The sequence below is a fragment of the Streptomyces sp. NBC_01506 genome (assembly GCF_045040295.1).
Lineage (GTDB): Bacteria > Actinomycetota > Actinomycetes > Streptomycetales > Streptomycetaceae > Streptomyces.
In genome coordinates, this window is the sequence record NZ_CP109422.1 from 2,371,981 (window position 1) to 2,387,204 (window position 15,224).

Annotated in this window: 9 protein-coding genes; 1 reads left to right on the plus strand and 8 read right to left on the minus strand. The window is 70.4% G+C overall.

Annotated elements, in window-relative coordinates:
- Window positions 1–60: 60 nt before the first annotated feature.
- The 4 genes from ispG to OG329_RS09965 all read right to left on the minus strand — a co-directional run bounded on the left by ispG (window position 61) and on the right by OG329_RS09965 (window position 4,987).
- Window positions 61–1,215 (minus strand): flavodoxin-dependent (E)-4-hydroxy-3-methylbut-2-enyl-diphosphate synthase, encoded by a 1,155-nt coding sequence (ispG, locus tag OG329_RS09950; protein WP_405794220.1) that lies wholly within the window; start codon window positions 1,213–1,215, stop codon window positions 61–63.
- 235 nt (window positions 1,216–1,450) lie between these two features.
- Window positions 1,451–2,752: a M50 family metallopeptidase gene (locus tag OG329_RS09955; RefSeq protein WP_405794222.1), complete on the minus strand. Its 1,302-nt coding sequence runs from the start codon at window positions 2,750–2,752 to the stop codon at window positions 1,451–1,453.
- Window positions 2,749–4,011, minus strand: a complete 1,263-nt coding sequence (gene dxr / locus OG329_RS09960) for a 1-deoxy-D-xylulose-5-phosphate reductoisomerase (RefSeq protein ID WP_405794223.1) — start codon at window positions 4,009–4,011, stop codon at window positions 2,749–2,751. Before dxr ends, OG329_RS09955 begins: the two co-directional genes overlap by 4 nt.
- A gap of 130 nt (window positions 4,012–4,141) precedes the next feature.
- A complete protein-coding gene (locus OG329_RS09965; protein ID WP_405794224.1) occupies window positions 4,142–4,987 on the minus strand; it encodes a hypothetical protein in 846 nt (281 codons plus the stop codon).
- A gap of 457 nt (window positions 4,988–5,444) precedes the next feature.
- Between OG329_RS09965 and OG329_RS09970 the strand changes: the two genes are divergently transcribed.
- Window positions 5,445–6,641 (plus strand): glycoside hydrolase family 64 protein, encoded by a 1,197-nt coding sequence (locus OG329_RS09970; protein ID WP_405794226.1) that lies wholly within the window; start codon window positions 5,445–5,447, stop codon window positions 6,639–6,641.
- 164 nt (window positions 6,642–6,805) lie between these two features.
- Here the strand turns inward: OG329_RS09970 and OG329_RS09975 are convergent, their stop codons facing one another.
- The 4 genes from OG329_RS09975 to OG329_RS09990 all read right to left on the minus strand — a co-directional run bounded on the left by OG329_RS09975 (window position 6,806) and on the right by OG329_RS09990 (window position 15,014).
- On the minus strand, window positions 6,806–8,767 hold the full coding sequence (locus OG329_RS09975; RefSeq protein ID WP_405794227.1) for an acyl-CoA dehydrogenase family protein: 1,962 nt from the start codon (window positions 8,765–8,767) through the stop codon (window positions 6,806–6,808).
- A 280-nt stretch (window positions 8,768–9,047) separates the two neighbouring features.
- A complete protein-coding gene (locus OG329_RS09980) occupies window positions 9,048–10,493 on the minus strand; it encodes an aldehyde dehydrogenase family protein (RefSeq protein WP_405801738.1) in 1,446 nt (481 codons plus the stop codon).
- A gap of 326 nt (window positions 10,494–10,819) precedes the next feature.
- The gene (locus OG329_RS09985; protein ID WP_405801740.1) at window positions 10,820–12,406 is read right to left on the minus strand and encodes a PucR family transcriptional regulator; all 1,587 of its coding nucleotides are present in this window, start codon (window positions 12,404–12,406) and stop codon (window positions 10,820–10,822) included.
- A 202-nt stretch (window positions 12,407–12,608) separates the two neighbouring features.
- Complete coding sequence (locus OG329_RS09990; protein WP_405794228.1) at window positions 12,609–15,014, minus strand: ATP/GTP-binding protein; 2,406 nt, start codon at window positions 15,012–15,014, stop codon at window positions 12,609–12,611.
- Window positions 15,015–15,224 lie beyond the last annotated feature (210 nt).

Below are 15,224 nucleotides of genomic sequence, written 5' to 3' on the forward strand. Positions count from 1 at the left end.
CCGGACGCGGACAGGACGGCGGGCGGCCGGCGAAGGCTGCCAGGGGCCTCAGGGCGATCCTCAGCTGATGGAGACCTCGGGCTCGCCCGAGGGGATGCCGTCGCGCTCCATCTGTTCGGCGATTTTGAGGGCCTCTTCGATAAGGGTCTCGACGATCTTGGATTCGGGGACCGTCTTGATGACCTCACCCTTCACGAAGATCTGGCCCTTGCCGTTGCCCGACGCCACACCCAGGTCCGCCTCACGGGCCTCACCCGGCCCGTTGACGACACAGCCCATCACCGCGACCCGCAGCGGCACCTCCATGCCCTCCAGGCCCGCGGTCACCTCGTCCGCCAGCTTGTAGACGTCGACCTGGGCGCGGCCGCAGGACGGGCAGGAGACGATCTCCAGACGGCGCTGCTTCAGATTCAGCGACTCCAGGATCTGGAGGCCGACCTTGACCTCCTCCGCCGGCGGGGCGGAGAGCGAGACGCGGATCGTGTCCCCGATGCCCTCGCTCAGCAGCGCTCCGAACGCGACTGCGGACTTGATCGTGCCCTGGAACGCCGGTCCCGCCTCGGTGACGCCGAGATGCAGCGGGTAGTCGCTGCGGGCCGCCAACTGCCGGTAGGCGTTGACCATCACCACCGGATCGTTGTGCTTCACCGAGATCTTGATGTCCCGGAACCCGTGCTCCTCGAACAGCGACGCCTCCCACAGAGCCGACTCCACCAGCGCTTCGGGGGTCGCCTTGCCGTACTTGCGCAGCAGCCTGGCGTCGAGTGAGCCGGCGTTCACGCCGATACGGATCGGGGTGCCGGTCGCGGAGGCCGCCTTCGCGATCTCCTTCACCTTGTCGTCGAACTGCTTGATGTTCCCCGGGTTCACCCGCACCGCCGCGCAGCCCGCGTCGATCGCCGCGAACACGTACTTCGGCTGGAAATGAATGTCCGCGATCACCGGGATCTGCGACTTCCGGGCGATCGTCGCGAGCGCGTCCGCGTCGTCCTGGGTGGGGCACGCGACACGTACGATCTGGCAGCCCGACGCCGTCAGCTCCGCGATCTGCTGCAACGTCGCCCCGATGTCCGACGTCCGCGTCGTCGTCATCGACTGCACCGATACCGGCGCGTCCCCGCCGACAGCCACCGAACCGACCTGGATCTGTCGACTGACCCTCCGGTCGGCGAGCTTCGTCGGAACATCCGGCATTCCGAGAGAAATCGCAGTCATCTGCTGTGCAACCCCAAGGTGTGGATCGTGGTCCCGAGTTCGGCGGGCTCCGGTCTTCGAGATTACGGCACCGGCCCGCCGTACGAGCCCATCGCTACCCGCAAACCACCCAAAGACTTGCGGCCGGGTGCGATGAGACACCCGGCCGTAAACCCGCGTCCGCTCCGGCGGCGCCGCGTGTTCCCACGTCTTCCCACGTCACGCGGAGCGTGAGGAGCGCGACGCCCCCGACGAGCTAGGTGATCTTGACCGGATTCACCACGTCGGCGATCAGCACCAACAGCGTGAAGCAGATGAAGATCCCGGCCACGACGTACGCCACGGGCATGAGCCTCGCCACGTCGAACGGCCCCGGGTCCGGCCTCTTGAAGATGCGGGCGAGTCTGCGCCGTGCGGACTCCCACAGCGCCCCGGCCATGTGCCCGCCGTCGAGCGGCAGCAGCGGCAACATATTGAAGAGGAACAGCGAGAGATTGAATCCGGCCAGCAGGAACAGCATCATCGCCATCTGGTTCTGCGCCGGGACATCCAGCGTCATCACCTCGCCACCGATCCGCGCGGCGCCGACGACGCCCACCGGCGAGTCGTCCTTGCGGTCGCCGTCGGAGAAGGCGGCGTTCCAGAGATCGGGGATCTTGGAGGGCAGCGCGATGATCGACTCGACACCGTTCACGATCATGTCGCCCATGCGGTCGACGGAGTCGCCGAAGGAAAGCGGCACGATCTCGGTGGCCGCGGCGAAGCCCAGATAGCCGGCCGGAACGAACTTGTCCGGAACGACCTCCCCGTCCGCGTTCTTCTGCGCCACCATGTTCTTGGCGAGCGTCGCCTGGAGCACCTGCTCCTTGCCGTCACGTTCGACCGTGATGGCGGCGGGGCCGATCGTCTCGCGGATGAGGCCGGACAGCGTGGACCAGTCCTCGACCCGCTCTCCGTTGAAGGCGACGATCTTGTCACCCTCCTTGAGACCGGCGGCGCTGGCCGGCGACACGGGGTCGCCCGCCGCGCACTTCTCGCGCGCCACGTCCTGAGAGATGACGCACTTCTGAACGCCGGCGACCTCGGTGGTCTGGGTCTGGAAACCGAAGCTCATCGCGACGCCCATGAAGATCACGACGGCGAGGACGAGATTCATGAAGGGGCCCGCGAACATCACGATCACGCGCTTCCACGGCTTACGCGTGTAAAAGAGCTTGGTCTCGTCCCCCTCCTTCAGCTCCTCGAAAGCGGCCGAGCGGGCGTCCTCGATCATGCCGCGCCAGGGTGAGGTGGACCGGGCCTCGATGCGTCCGTCGGCGCCGGGCGGGAACATCCCGATCATGCGGATGTAGCCACCGAGCGGAATCGCCTTGAGCCCGTATTCGGTGTCGCCCCGTTTGCGCGACCAGATGGTGGGGCCGAAACCGACCATGTACTGCGGCACGCGGATACCGAAAAGCTTGGCCGTCGACAGGTGGCCCAGCTCGTGGAACGCGATGGAGAAGAGCAGCCCGGCAGCGAAGATCACTATGCCCAGGACTGTCAACAGGATCGTCATGCGCGAGCCTCCGCCGGCTGTTCTTCGCCGAATTTCTCGGCCATTTCGCGAGCCCGAGCACGCGCCCAGGTCTCCGCTTCGAGGACGTCCGCCACGGTGAGCGAGGTTCCCTTGGCGGGCTGTCCGTGCTCGGCGACGACTTCGGTGACGGTATCCATGATGCCGTTGAACGGCAGCCGCCCCGCCAGAAACGCCTCCACGCACTCCTCGTTGGCGGCATTGAACACCGCCGGGGCCGTCCCGCCCAGCGATCCGACCTGCCGGGCGAGTCCCACCGACGGGAAGGCGTCGGTGTCGAGCGGGAAGAACTCCCAGGTCGACGCCGTGGACCAGTCGAACGCGGGTGCGGCGTCCGGCACCCGTACCGGCCAGCCGATGCCGACGGCGATCGGACCGCTCATGTCGGGCGGCGTGGCCTGCGCGAGGGTCGAGCCGTCGGTGAACTCCACCATGGAGTGCACATACGACTGAGGGTGGACGACGACCTCGATGCGTTCGAAGGGGATGTCGTACAGAAGATGCGCCTCGATGACCTCCAGCCCCTTGTTGACGAGGGTCGCGGAGTTGATCGTGATCACGGGGCCCATCGCCCAGGTGGGATGGGCGAGGGCGGCGTCCGGGGTGACGTGGGCCAGTTCGGCCCTCGTACGGCCGCGGAAGGGGCCACCGGAGGCCGTGACGACCAGCTTGCGCACATCGGCGCGGGTGCCCGCCGCGAGGGCCTGGAAGAGTGCCGCGTGCTCGGAGTCGACCGGGATGATCTGCCCCGGCTTGGCGAGCGCCTTGACCAGCGGGCCGCCGACGATCAGCGACTCCTTGTTGGCGAGTGCGAGCGTACGGCCGGCTTCCAGAGCGGCGAGGGTCGGCGCGAGGCCGATGGATCCGGTGATGCCGTTGAGCACCGTGTGGCACTCGGACGTCGCGACGTCGGTGGCGGCGTCCGGCCCCGCCAGGATCTCGGGAAGCGGCTCGGAGCCGTACTCCGCACCAAGCGCCTCGCGCAGCGCGGGCACGGTCTCCTCGCGGGCGACCGCGACGGTGCGGACCCGGAGCCGCCGCGCCTGTTCGGCGAGCAGTCCGACCCGCCCGCCGGCGGCGGACAGCGCGGTGACACGGAAACGGTCGGGGTTGCGCAGGACGAGGTCGATCGCCTGCGTGCCGACGGACCCGGTGGAGCCGAGGACGACGACGTCCCGGCGGCCTTCGGACACGTCGAAGGCGATATGGGGGTCGGCGAGGGGGGCTGGACTGTCGCTCATGGCCCCATTCTTGCCGCATTCGGGCGCGGCGCGGACAGCACGGGCGGAAAAGGGGTGCGGGGTTGGTCCTCGGGGGCGGTCGTCCCGTCGGTCTTCGGGGCCGTTCGCGCGTCCGCCGCCGGGCTGCTTCTCAGCCCGTCGAGCCGGCCTCGAACTTCTTCCACTGCGCCGTGATGACCTCGTCCGGCACCTTGCCGATGTCCTTCGTGTCCGTGATGTCGGCCCGGAAGGAGAGGGTGGTGGTGCCGGAGCGTACGACGGTGAGGTACTCGTACAGCTTCAGCGTGCCCTTCACGTCGAGGATCGTGAAGCGGTACGCCCGCGCCTCGTCGCCGTGGTCGGGCGCCTTGACCGGCTCGACCTTCAGGTACTGCGCCTCGACGACCGCGCGGTTCTCGACGAAGCCACCCGCGCACGCCTTGCCCGCGGCGTCGAGGGCCTTCATCACACCGGCCGCGCCGTCGCCGTTGTAGGAGCGGAGCTGTACGGCGACGGTCGTGCCCAGCATCTCCTCCGCGACGTCCACGTTGCGATGAACCTCGGACGCCGGGTCGAAGGCGGTGGCGCCCTTCGCGAGACTGACCAGCGGCTGGCAGGTGGCGGGGTCGGCGGTGTAGTCCTCGCCGAGCGGCGTCCCGAGGGTGAACTCGCCGGCGGTGTACTTGCCGATCCTCTCGCCGTCGGCGAAGGCGAGGGCCATGAGGTCGTGTTGGCTGAGAGCGCCGGTTCCGCCGCTTCCGCCGGACTCGTCAGAGCCGCCGGCGTCAGCGGAGTCGCCGGAGTCCGCGGTGGGGCTGGGGGCGGGTGTCTTGCCGTCCGTTCCCGCCTCCTGGCCGCCCTTGTCGCCATCGCTCGTCTCGTCGCCGCCGCAGGCGGCCGCACCGGTCAGTACGGCGCTGACGAGCGCGAGCGCCGCCGCGCGGCGCAGCCGTGCACGTCGGCCGCCGGGCCGTCCTTCGTTCCCCGCCCCGAACATGCCTGCCCCAATCGTCAGTTGAGCGCGTCTTCGATCGCCTCTGCGTCGGTCGATCGCGCGGCTCGCGCCCCGTGTGGTCACGTCGAGGCCCGATTGTGCTGCATACGGACGGCCCGGGTCACCCACGGGCCGAGCGAGAACGGGGCGGGAACGGGGCCGGGTGCGGCGTGGGCAAGGGGCGGGGACCGCGTGGCCGAGTCGGGTCATCTTCGGTGAGTTCCGGCATCCGCATTGACACGCCTCATGGGCGGCGCAATTCTGAGAGCGCTCTCAGAAAGGTCTGTACCTGAGGGGCCGCTTCCTTCCGGTTTCCCCGTCCCCGCCCCTGTCCCCGCTTCCGGTTCCGGCCGCCGGCTGCCGGCCCTTCAGGCACACCCGCCTCACCGGCGGCGTCCGTACGTCAGATTCCGCCCCCCACTGTCCCCTCTGGGATCTACCTGACGAGGAGGAAGATCGAGTGCCTGCGATACGCAAGTTGCTGGCTTCCCTGGCCGCCGCGGTGGTCTTCGCCACCGGACTCACGGCCTTCGGCACCGTGTCCCCGGCCGAGGCCGCGGTGCCCAACACCATTCCGTTCACCATCACGAACAACTCCGGCCGAGGCGAACCGGTCTACATCTACAACCTCGGTACGGAGCTGTCGTCCGGCCGACAGGGCTGGGCCGACTCCAACGGCACCTTCCACGCCTGGCCCGGCGGCGGCAATCCGCCGACCCCGGCGCCCGACGCCTCGATCGCGGGACCGGCCCCGGGCCAGAGCCTGACGATCCAGTTGCCGAAGTTCTCCGGGCGGGTCTACTTCTCGTACGGTCAGAAGCTCGTCTTCAAGTTGACCACCGGCGGTCTCGTGCAGCCCGCCGTGCAGAATCCGAGCGACCCGAACAGGAACATCCTCTTCAACTGGTCGGAGTACACGCTCAACGACTCCGGTCTGTGGATCAACAGCACCCAGGTCGACATGTTCTCGGCACCGTACGCGGTCGGCGTCAAGCTTCCCAACGGCACCACCAAGACCACGGGCCATCTGAAGCCGGGGGGCTACAACGGCTTCTTCGACGCGCTCAGGGGCCAGCCGGGCGGCTGGGCCGGTCTGATCCAGACCCGGCCGGACGGCACCGTCCTGCGGGCTCTCGCGCCCGGTCACGGCATCGCGTCCGGCGCCCTGCCGGCCGGTGTCATGAACGACTACATCGACCGGGTGTGGGCGAAGTACGCCAACTCCCCACTCACGGTGACCCCGTTCGCGAACCAGCCGGCGGTCAGGTACACCGGCAGGGTCTCCGGCAACGTCATGAACTTCACCAACACCTCGGGTGCGGTGGTCACTTCGTTCCAGAAGCCCGACGCCGACAGCGTCTTCGGCTGCTACAAACTGCTCGACGCCCCCAACGACCAAGTACGGGGCCCGATTTCGCGCACCCTGTGCGCGGGGTTCAACCGCTCCACGCTCCTGACCAACCCCAACCAGCCGGACGCCGGCTCGGCGGACTTCTACAAGGACGTCGTGACCAACCACTACGCCCGGAAGATCCACGCGCAGATGGTCGACGGCAAGGCGTACGCGTTCGCCTTCGACGACGTCGGCGCCCACGAGTCGCTGGTGCACGACGGCGACCCGCGGCAGGCGTACCTCACGCTCGACCCGTTCAACTGAGGCGCCGTCCGGCCGACTGAGGCGGTGCGCCGTCCGCCCTTGAACCTCGGGCCGCGTCTTCCGTAAGGAGGACGCGGCCCGGTGGTTCCTTCCTGATGAGGACACGGCTCGAGGTGAACCGTCCGCCCCGTCGGGGCCGTCTGACGCACTCGGCTCGCGGTCGCTCAGCGGATCGGCCGGTGGACGTTGTCCCGCTGGGAAGGACCCGGCGTGGCGTCGGCGATCCAGGGGCCGTCACCGCTCGGGTCGATGATGCCTTCCTCCAGCCAGGTGTACGTGCCGGCCAGCACACCGTTCACGACCTTGCGGTCGACGTCGTCCGTGTTGGACCACAGCCGCGTGAACAGCTCCTCGACACGGATCCGGGACTGCCGGCAGAAGACGTCGGCGAGCTGGTACGCCTCGCGGCCGTGCTCTCCCCCGGCGCGCAGCATCTCGGCCCGTACGCACGCCGCGCTCATCGCGAACAGTTCGGCTCCGATGTCGACGATGCGCCCGAGGAAGCCCTGTTTGGTCTCCATCCCGCCCTGCCAGCGCGACATGGCGTAGAACGTCGAGCGGGCGAGCTTGCGCGACGTCCGCTCCACGTAGCGCAGGTGCGCGGCGAGATCCAGATGACCCTTGGGGTGGAATTCCGCGTAGGAACCGGGCAGTTGGCCGGGGCCCGCGACCAGCTTCGGCAGCCAGCGCGCGTAGAAGACCCCCGCCTGCGCCCCGGCTTTCGCCTTGTCGGACAGCGTCTTGTCGGGGTCGATGATGTCGCCGGCCACCGCCAGGTGCGCGTCGACCGCCTCGCGGGCGATCAGCAGATGCATGATCTCCGTCGAGCCCTCGAAGATCCGGTTGATCCGCATGTCCCGCAGCATCTGCTCGGCGGGGACGGCGCGTTCGCCGCGGGCCGCCAGCGATTCCGCCGTCTCGAAGCCCCGTCCGCCCCGGATCTGGACCAGCTCGTCCGCCATGAGCCAGCCCATCTCGGAGCCGTACAGCTTGGCCAACGCCGCCTCGATACGGATGTCGTTGCGGTCCTCGTCAGCCATCTGGGACGCCAGGTCGACCACGGCCTCCAGGGCGAACGTCGTCGCCGCGATGAACGAGATCTTCTCGCCCACCGCCTCGTGGTGGGCGACGGGCTTGCCCCACTGTTCGCGCGCCGCCGTCCACTCGCGGGCGATCTTGAGACACCACTTGCCGGCGCCGACGCACATCGCGGGCAGGGACAGGCGACCGGTGTTGAGCGTGGTGAGGGCGATCTTGAGGCCGGCGCCCTCGGGGCCGATACGGTTCGCCGCCGGGACCCGTACCTGGTGGAAGCGGGTGACGCCGTTCTCCAGGCCGCGCAGGCCCATGAAGGCGTTGCGGTTCTCCACCGTGATGCCCGGCGAGTCCGCCTCGACGACGAAGGCGGTGATGCCGCCCTTGTGCCCTTCCGACTTCGGTACGCGGGCCATCACGACGAGGAGGTCGGCGACGACGCCGTTCGTCGTCCACAGCTTGACGCCGTCCAGGACGTAGTCGTCGCCGTCGCGCACCGCCGTGGTGGCGAGCCGCGCGGGGTCGGAGCCGACGTCGGGCTCCGTCAGCAGGAAGGCGGAGATGTCGGTACGGGCGAGGCGCGGCAGGAACGTGTCCTTCTGCTCCTGGGTGCCGAACATCTTGAGCGGCTGCGGTACGCCGATCGACTGATGCGCGGAGAGCAACGCGCCGATCGACGCGTTCGCCGTGCCGACCAGGGCGAGGGCCTTGTTGTAGTACACCTGGGTGAGGCCGAGGCCGCCGTACTTCCTGTCGATCTTCATGCCGAATGCGCCGAGTTCCTTGAGGCCGTTGACGACCTCGTCGGGGATCCGCGCCTCGCGCTCGATCCGCGCACCGTCGATCTCCGTCTCGCAGAAGTCGCGCAACGTGGCCAGGAAGGCCTCTCCGCGCCGTACGTCCTCTGCCGGGGGTGCGGGGTGGGGGTGGATGAGATCGAGCCTGAAACGGCCGAGGAACAGCTCCTTGGCGAAGCTCGGCTTGCGCCAGCCCTGCTCACGGGCGGCCTCGGCCACCCGTCGCGCTTCCCGCTCGGAGACCTTGGGCTCCGGGACCTGGGCCGTGTCGAATGAATCGGATGGAGCGGACATCGGGAACTCACCTCGCCGCGAACGTCGGGTCGATGGGCCCGACCGGCCAAGGCGTTGTCCGACTCGCCCTGATAGGAAAAGTACCGGCCGGTACTACTCGTCCGTATCTACCCCAATACCGAGGGTGTAGCCAGTCCTGGCGCGCACCGTCGGGGCGCGCCGACGGGGCGCCGTACGCGTACACGAGGACGGCCGGGGCCGCCGCGCGGCGGCCCCGGCCGTCCTCTCGTCCGTCTGCTCCTTCGTCTCCTCGTCCTCCGTACGAATGCTGTCCGCTCCGCTAGAGGGCGAGGCCGGTGAAGACCATCACGCGCTCGTACGTGTAGTCGTCCATCGCGTACTTCACACCCTCACGGCCGACGCCGGACTGCTTGACACCGCCGTACGGCATCTGGTCGGCGCGGTAGGAGGGGATGTCACCGACGATCACGCCGCCGACCTCGAGCGCCCGGTGGGCGCGGAACGCGGCCTGTACATCGTGGGTGAACACGCCCGCCTGGAGGCCGTACTTGGAGTCGTTCACCGTCTTGAACGCCGCGTCCTCGCCGTCGACCCGGCTGAGGGTGAGAACGGGGCCGAAGACCTCCTCGCAGGAGATCGTGACGTCCGCCGGGACATCGGCGAGGACGGTGGGCGCGTACGACGCGCCGTCGCGCTTCCCGCCGGCCAGGAGCCGGGCCCCCGCCCGTACGGCCTCGTCGACCCATGCCTCGACGCGCTTGGCGGCTTCCTCGCTCACGAGGGGGCCCACGTCCGTCGCGTCGTCGGACGGGTCTCCGGTGACCTGTGCCTCGACCGAGGCGATGATCTTCGGTACCAGGCGCTCGTACAGGGACGCGTCGGCGACGACGCGCTGTACGGAGATGCAGGACTGACCGCCCTGGTAGTTGGAGAAGGTGCCGATCCGGGTCGCCGCCCAGTCGAGATCCTTTTCGCTCGCGTAGTCCGCGAGGACAACTGCCGCACCGTTGCCGCCGAGTTCGAGGGTGCAGTGCTTGCGCGGCACGGAGTCCATGATGGCGAAGCCGACCTTGTCCGAGCCGGTGAAGGAGATCACCGGCAGCCGCTCGTCCTGTACGAGGGCGGGCATCCGGTCGTTGGCGACGGGCAGCACCGACCAGGCACCGGCCGGCAGCTCGGTCTCGGCGAGCAGTTCGCCGATGAGCAGGCCGGACAGCGGCGTGGCCGGGGCGGGCTTGAGGATGATCGGGGCGCCGACGGCGATGGCCGGGGCGATCTTGTGGGCACAGAGGTTCAGGGGGAAGTTGAACGGCGCGATGCCGAGGACGACGCCGCGCGGGAAGCGGCGGGTCAGGGCGAGGCGGCCGGTGCCGCCGGCGTCGGTGTCCAGTCGCTGGGCCTCGCCTCCGTTGAACCGGCGGGACTCCTCGGCCGCGAACCGGAAGACCGAGACGGCGCGGCCCACCTCGCCGCGTGCCCACTTCATCGGCTTGCCGTTCTCCGCCGAGATCAGGCGGGCGATCTCCTCGGTGCGCTCGACAAGACGCCGCGAGACATGGTCGAGCGCGGCGGCCCTGACATGCGCCGGCGTCGCGGCGAACTCGTCGCGCACGGCGTACGCGGCGGCTACGGCCTCCTCGACCTGCGCCGGCGTCGGGACGGCGACCTTGCCGACGAGCCGGCCGTCCCACGGAGAGGTGACGTCGAAGGTCTCCTCACCGGTGGCCTGACGTCCGGCGAGCCAGAAGGCATGGGTGGCTGCCACAGTTTCGTTCGGCATTGCGAGTCCCGGCCCTTCCGAGGTGGTGGAATTGTCACCTCCACCGTAGGGGTGCGGGCCGTGGACTGGATTTGTCCGGGGTGGAGTGGTGGACGGTTCGGGCTGTGACGCTTTGTCGTACGCCGGGGTCGGTGCGCCGCTTCGCCCACCCGCTGCGAGGCGTCGACCACCCACGTGTCGGTCCTGGAGGCCGTTCGCCTCAACTGCCGAACGCGTCGCGGTAGTTGAGGCCGACGAGTGCCGTGACCGCGAGCACTCGCCAGGTCGCTCGGTCGCCGTACGGGCCCGGTGACCTCAGCACGGAGACTGCGTTACGGCCCCGGGAGCGGTGTCGCCGAGGTGGTCTTCAGCGCCAGCCAGAGCTCCATGCGGACATCCGGGTCGTCCAGCGTGCGGCCCAGGATCTCCTCCACGCGGCGCATGCGGTAGCGCAGCGTATGGCGGTGGACGCCCAGGTCGGCCGCCGCGGCGTCCCACTGGCCGTGGCGCGAGAGCCAGGCTCTGAGGGATTCCACCAGGTCGCCGCGGCCCTTGGCGTCGTGTTCGTACAGCGCGCGCAGCATGCCGTCGGCGAAGGCCCGTACGGCGTCGTCGGCGAGGAGGGGCAGGAGCGAGCCGGCCGCCAGTTCCTCGTGCTCCACCAGCGCGCGGCCCCGTCGGCGCGCGACGGACAGGGACTGCTCGGCCTGTTTGTAGGCGCCGGCGGCGGCGATCGGCCCCGTCGGGGCGGAGAGGCCGATGACGACCCCGGCGTCTTCCGCCTCCTGCTCCTTGTACATCTCGCAGGCGGCGGCGACGGCGCCCGCGTCCGCCGCGAGCACGACGAGCCGTTCCTCGCCGTCCGGCACGGCGAGCACCGCCTCCCCGCCGTGCGCCGCCGACGCCTCCAGCGAGTCGGTCAGCGACTGGAGCGGACGGTCGGCGGCGGCTTCGGCGGGATCGCGGGATTCGGGCGCCGCGTCGGCCGGTTCCGCGACGAGCAGACGGAAGGGCGCGTCCAGCAGCCCTCCGTACAGATCCCCCGCCACCGCCCGCGCGTGGTCGGGCTGTCCTGAGAGGAGCATCCGCAGCACAGCGGAGCCGAGCCGCTGCTCGGCCTCCTGGAGGGCGCGTGACCGCTCCGTGGTGAGCGTGAGCAGGGCCACGGCCGAGTGCACGGCGTACCGCTCCGCAGTGCCCAGCGCCGCCCCCGTACCGACGGCCAGGGCGCCCCGTACGCGCCGGCCGGTGCCCAGCGACTGGAGTTCGACCCGGTCGTCCGGATCGCCGACGACCGCGCTGGCGGGCGCGGGGCGTTCCCGCAGCCGTTCCACCTCAGGCGTGAGGCGTGCGGCGCGGCGGGCGGCCCAGTCGGGAGCGGCGGCGATCACGGCGCCCGTGGCGTCGTAGAGCGCGGCCCAGCCGTCGATGTATGCGGCAAGGCGGGTCAGCAGCGCGGCGGGGCCTTCGGAAAGCGCCGCGCGGGTCAGTTCCCGCTGCGCCTCGAAGCCCGCCGTGACAGCCCGGTACTGATCCGCCGCGATGGCCGCCGAGACGGCCTTGCTGATGGCCAGGAAAGGGGTGCGGCGCGGCACGGCGAGCAGCGGCAGCCCCTCGGCGCGCGCTGCGTCGACAAGGGCGTCGGGGATGTCCTCGTAGTTGACGCCGACGGCGAAGCCGAGTCCGACGACGCCGGCGCCGACGAGGCGCCGTACGTAGCGCCGCATGGCCTCAGGGTCCTCGGCATGCAGAGTGACGGCCGTGACGAGCAGCAGTTCGCCCCCGTCCATGTACGGCACCGGGTCCTCGAGTTCACTGACGTGGGCCCAGCGCACCGGCGTATCGAGCCGGTCCTCCCCCGCGCGCACGGTGAGCTTGAGCGCCGAATGCTGGAGGAGCGAGGCGAGGGTGGGCGGCATGGCGGACCGTAGGACCTTCATGAAGAGGACGAGCGGACATTTTCGCCGTCCCGTAGAAACGGCTTGCACCAATTCTGCCAGGGTGTACCAGAACAGGCAGACGAGCCCGGAAGAGGCGGCGGTACGCGGAGCGGCGTCCGTGGCCGCACCGCCGACGTCGCCTACGTACAGAGGTCGCCCGGTTACCTGGATCGTTGTGCGCTCAGGTGCGCAGGTCCACCAGCATGGGCGGCGCGTGGTCCCCGCCGACCGTGGTCAGCGACAGCACGGCGTGCCCCGCCGGCACGGAGTGCGCCAGTTCCGAGGCCGACCAGCGTTCACGCTCGACCTCCCGCACCGTGACCGCCTCGGCGGTGGCCGCCTTGCCGGTCACCAGTCGCCGCATGAAGTGCAGCGCCTTCGTGAGCGGCTCGTCGGAGATGATCTGCCGGTTGGTGACGTCGCGGGTCTGGACCCACTCGGTGCCCCAGCTCTCCGCGAACCGCCCGCCGTCCCAGGGGCCGAGCCCGGAGAACGCCATGCGGCAGCCCACGGCGCCGAGCAGCGGGCCGCGCAGCGGGTCGGGGACGTCTTCCAGGGTGCGAAGGGCCAGGACCACCCCGGCGTTCGCCGAGCGCAGCCGCTGGATGGCGCGTACGGAGTCGCCGGAGACGGTGTACGTCGCGTCGTCCAGGACGAGACAGGCGAACAGCGAGCGGTCCGCGCGGGCGAGCGCGGCGTCCGTGAACTGGGCGAGGAGGAGCCGGGCGATGATCCGTGACGCCTCGGCGTGGCCCCGTTCGGGCAGGTCGATCCTGACCCTGAGGGGATGCTCGATGGCCCGCAGCGAGAAGGACCGGCCGCTGCCGTCCGTACGGAAGAAGTCGGCGAAGGCGGGCCGGTCGAGGAAGGCGAGCCGTTCGGCCAGGAGCACGCCGATGTCGTCGCCACGCGTCGACTGCCGCTCACGTGCGTCGAGCTCGCGCAGTTGGGCGGCGGCGTCGGGGGCGGCGGACGTCTCCAGTTCGGTCCGCAGCGTCTGGACGGCCGTGGGGGAACCGCCGATCAGCTCCCGCAGTTCCGGGACGGCGGGGAAGCGCCCGTGGACGCTGCGGTAGGGGCCGATGAGCTGGGCGAGCGCCGTGGCCGCCCTGCGGCTGTCACCGCCGGGGAGGCCGGCCGCCAGATCCCCGACAAGGGCCTCCGACAGCGTCCTGGCCGCCTCGTCGGGGTCGTCGGCACTTCCGTAGAGGTCGAGGTCGTGGGTGGCGTCGGGGCGGCCGACGGCGATCACGAGGTCGAAGGAGTCGTCCGGGGCGATCGCCGCCCCGTAGGCGGTGACGGCGACAACGGCGGCGCGGTTGGCGAGCGCCTGGAGGCATAGTGATTCGACCACGGGGCGGACCAGTCTGACCGTCTTGCCGCAGCCGGCGGGACCGACCGCGAGCAGCGACGTGCCGAGCAGCCCCGGCTCCAGCGCTACGCCGGTGGTACGCCGCGCGTAGGGATTGCGCGGATGGTCGGCGGCGGTGCCGATCCTGACCTGCCCGGTGGCGAGGTCGTGGCTGGCGGTCCGCAGCGGGAGGTCACGTACACCCGAAGGGTGGGCGCAGGCGCCCGCCCCGTGGGCGCGGACGGTGTCGGTGAAGGCGGGCAGCCTCTCCGGGCGGGTGCGGACGCCCTGCCAGGCGCGGCGGATCCGCGCGTAGTCGACGTCGCTGAGAGTGCCGCGGCGTACGGCCTCCGCGAGCCTGGCGGCGGCGTCGGTGAGTCCCGCGGCGCGCAGTTCGGGCCAGTCGGCGGGGTCGGCCTCGGCGGGGGGCGGCGGAGGCGGCTCGTCGGAGTTGACCATCCCGAGGCGGCGCCGTACGGGGGGCCAGGTACCGACGCGCCCGACGACGGCGATCACGGCGGCGACGAGGAGCACGTAGTAGATGTTCGACACCCCGGTCATCCACTCCTCGCGCCAGAACCCCGGCAGCAGTACGAAGAGTGGCCACAGTGGCACCCCGTAGCGCCGCCAGACCTCGTTCCAGTTGCCGATACGACCGAAACCGATGGCGAGCAGCCCGACGAGGAGTAGGTAGTAGACGTAGCTCGCAGCGGTGAACACCCAGAAGTACGGGCTGTCCGGCAATTGCCAGCCTTCAGGCGTCAACCACTGAACCGGCAAGAACCACCACCTGTCCCCGAAAAACCACCACCCGCCCAGATAGCCGTTCCAGAGAAGTGACCAGACGAGCCAGCCACAGAGGTAGGCGACGAGCGCGCCGCTGAACAGTTGGCGGGCCGGTACCTGGTCGGGCTCCTCCGGCGGGCGTGGGCGGTGGCCGAGGCGCCAGATGCCCGGTTCGGCCTGGGGCCGGGGGATCCGCAGCCAGTCGGCCACGGACGCGCCGATGCCCGGGGCGGGCGCGTGGGCCGGCGAGGGCGGCGGCGCCGGGGGCACGGGCGGGGCGCAGTGCCCCGACGGAGCGGAGTCCGCGGGAGGGACGACCGGGGCTGCCGAGGGGGCGGGAGGCGGTGGGGCCGACGGCGGCGGCGTGGACAACTGGGGCGGTGGGCCTGCCGGACGTGGCACGGGATTGGCTCGTGTGTCGCGTGAGTCGTGCGTGCCGTCGGTGTTCATGAACCCCTGTCCCCTGACCAGCCAGGTCCGCCCAGTACACGCCTCAATCTAGTGCCCGCGCACGGGGAGTTCACCGTTCCGGCCGTACGGAGTGTTGATCGCCCGCCCGCGTGCGGGCGTGAAGCGGTGCACCGCGTCCTATGTCCGTGGCGGACAACGACACGCCCGCGACACTCCCGAACGGCGCATGCCCGCCACCCACCTCCGCCC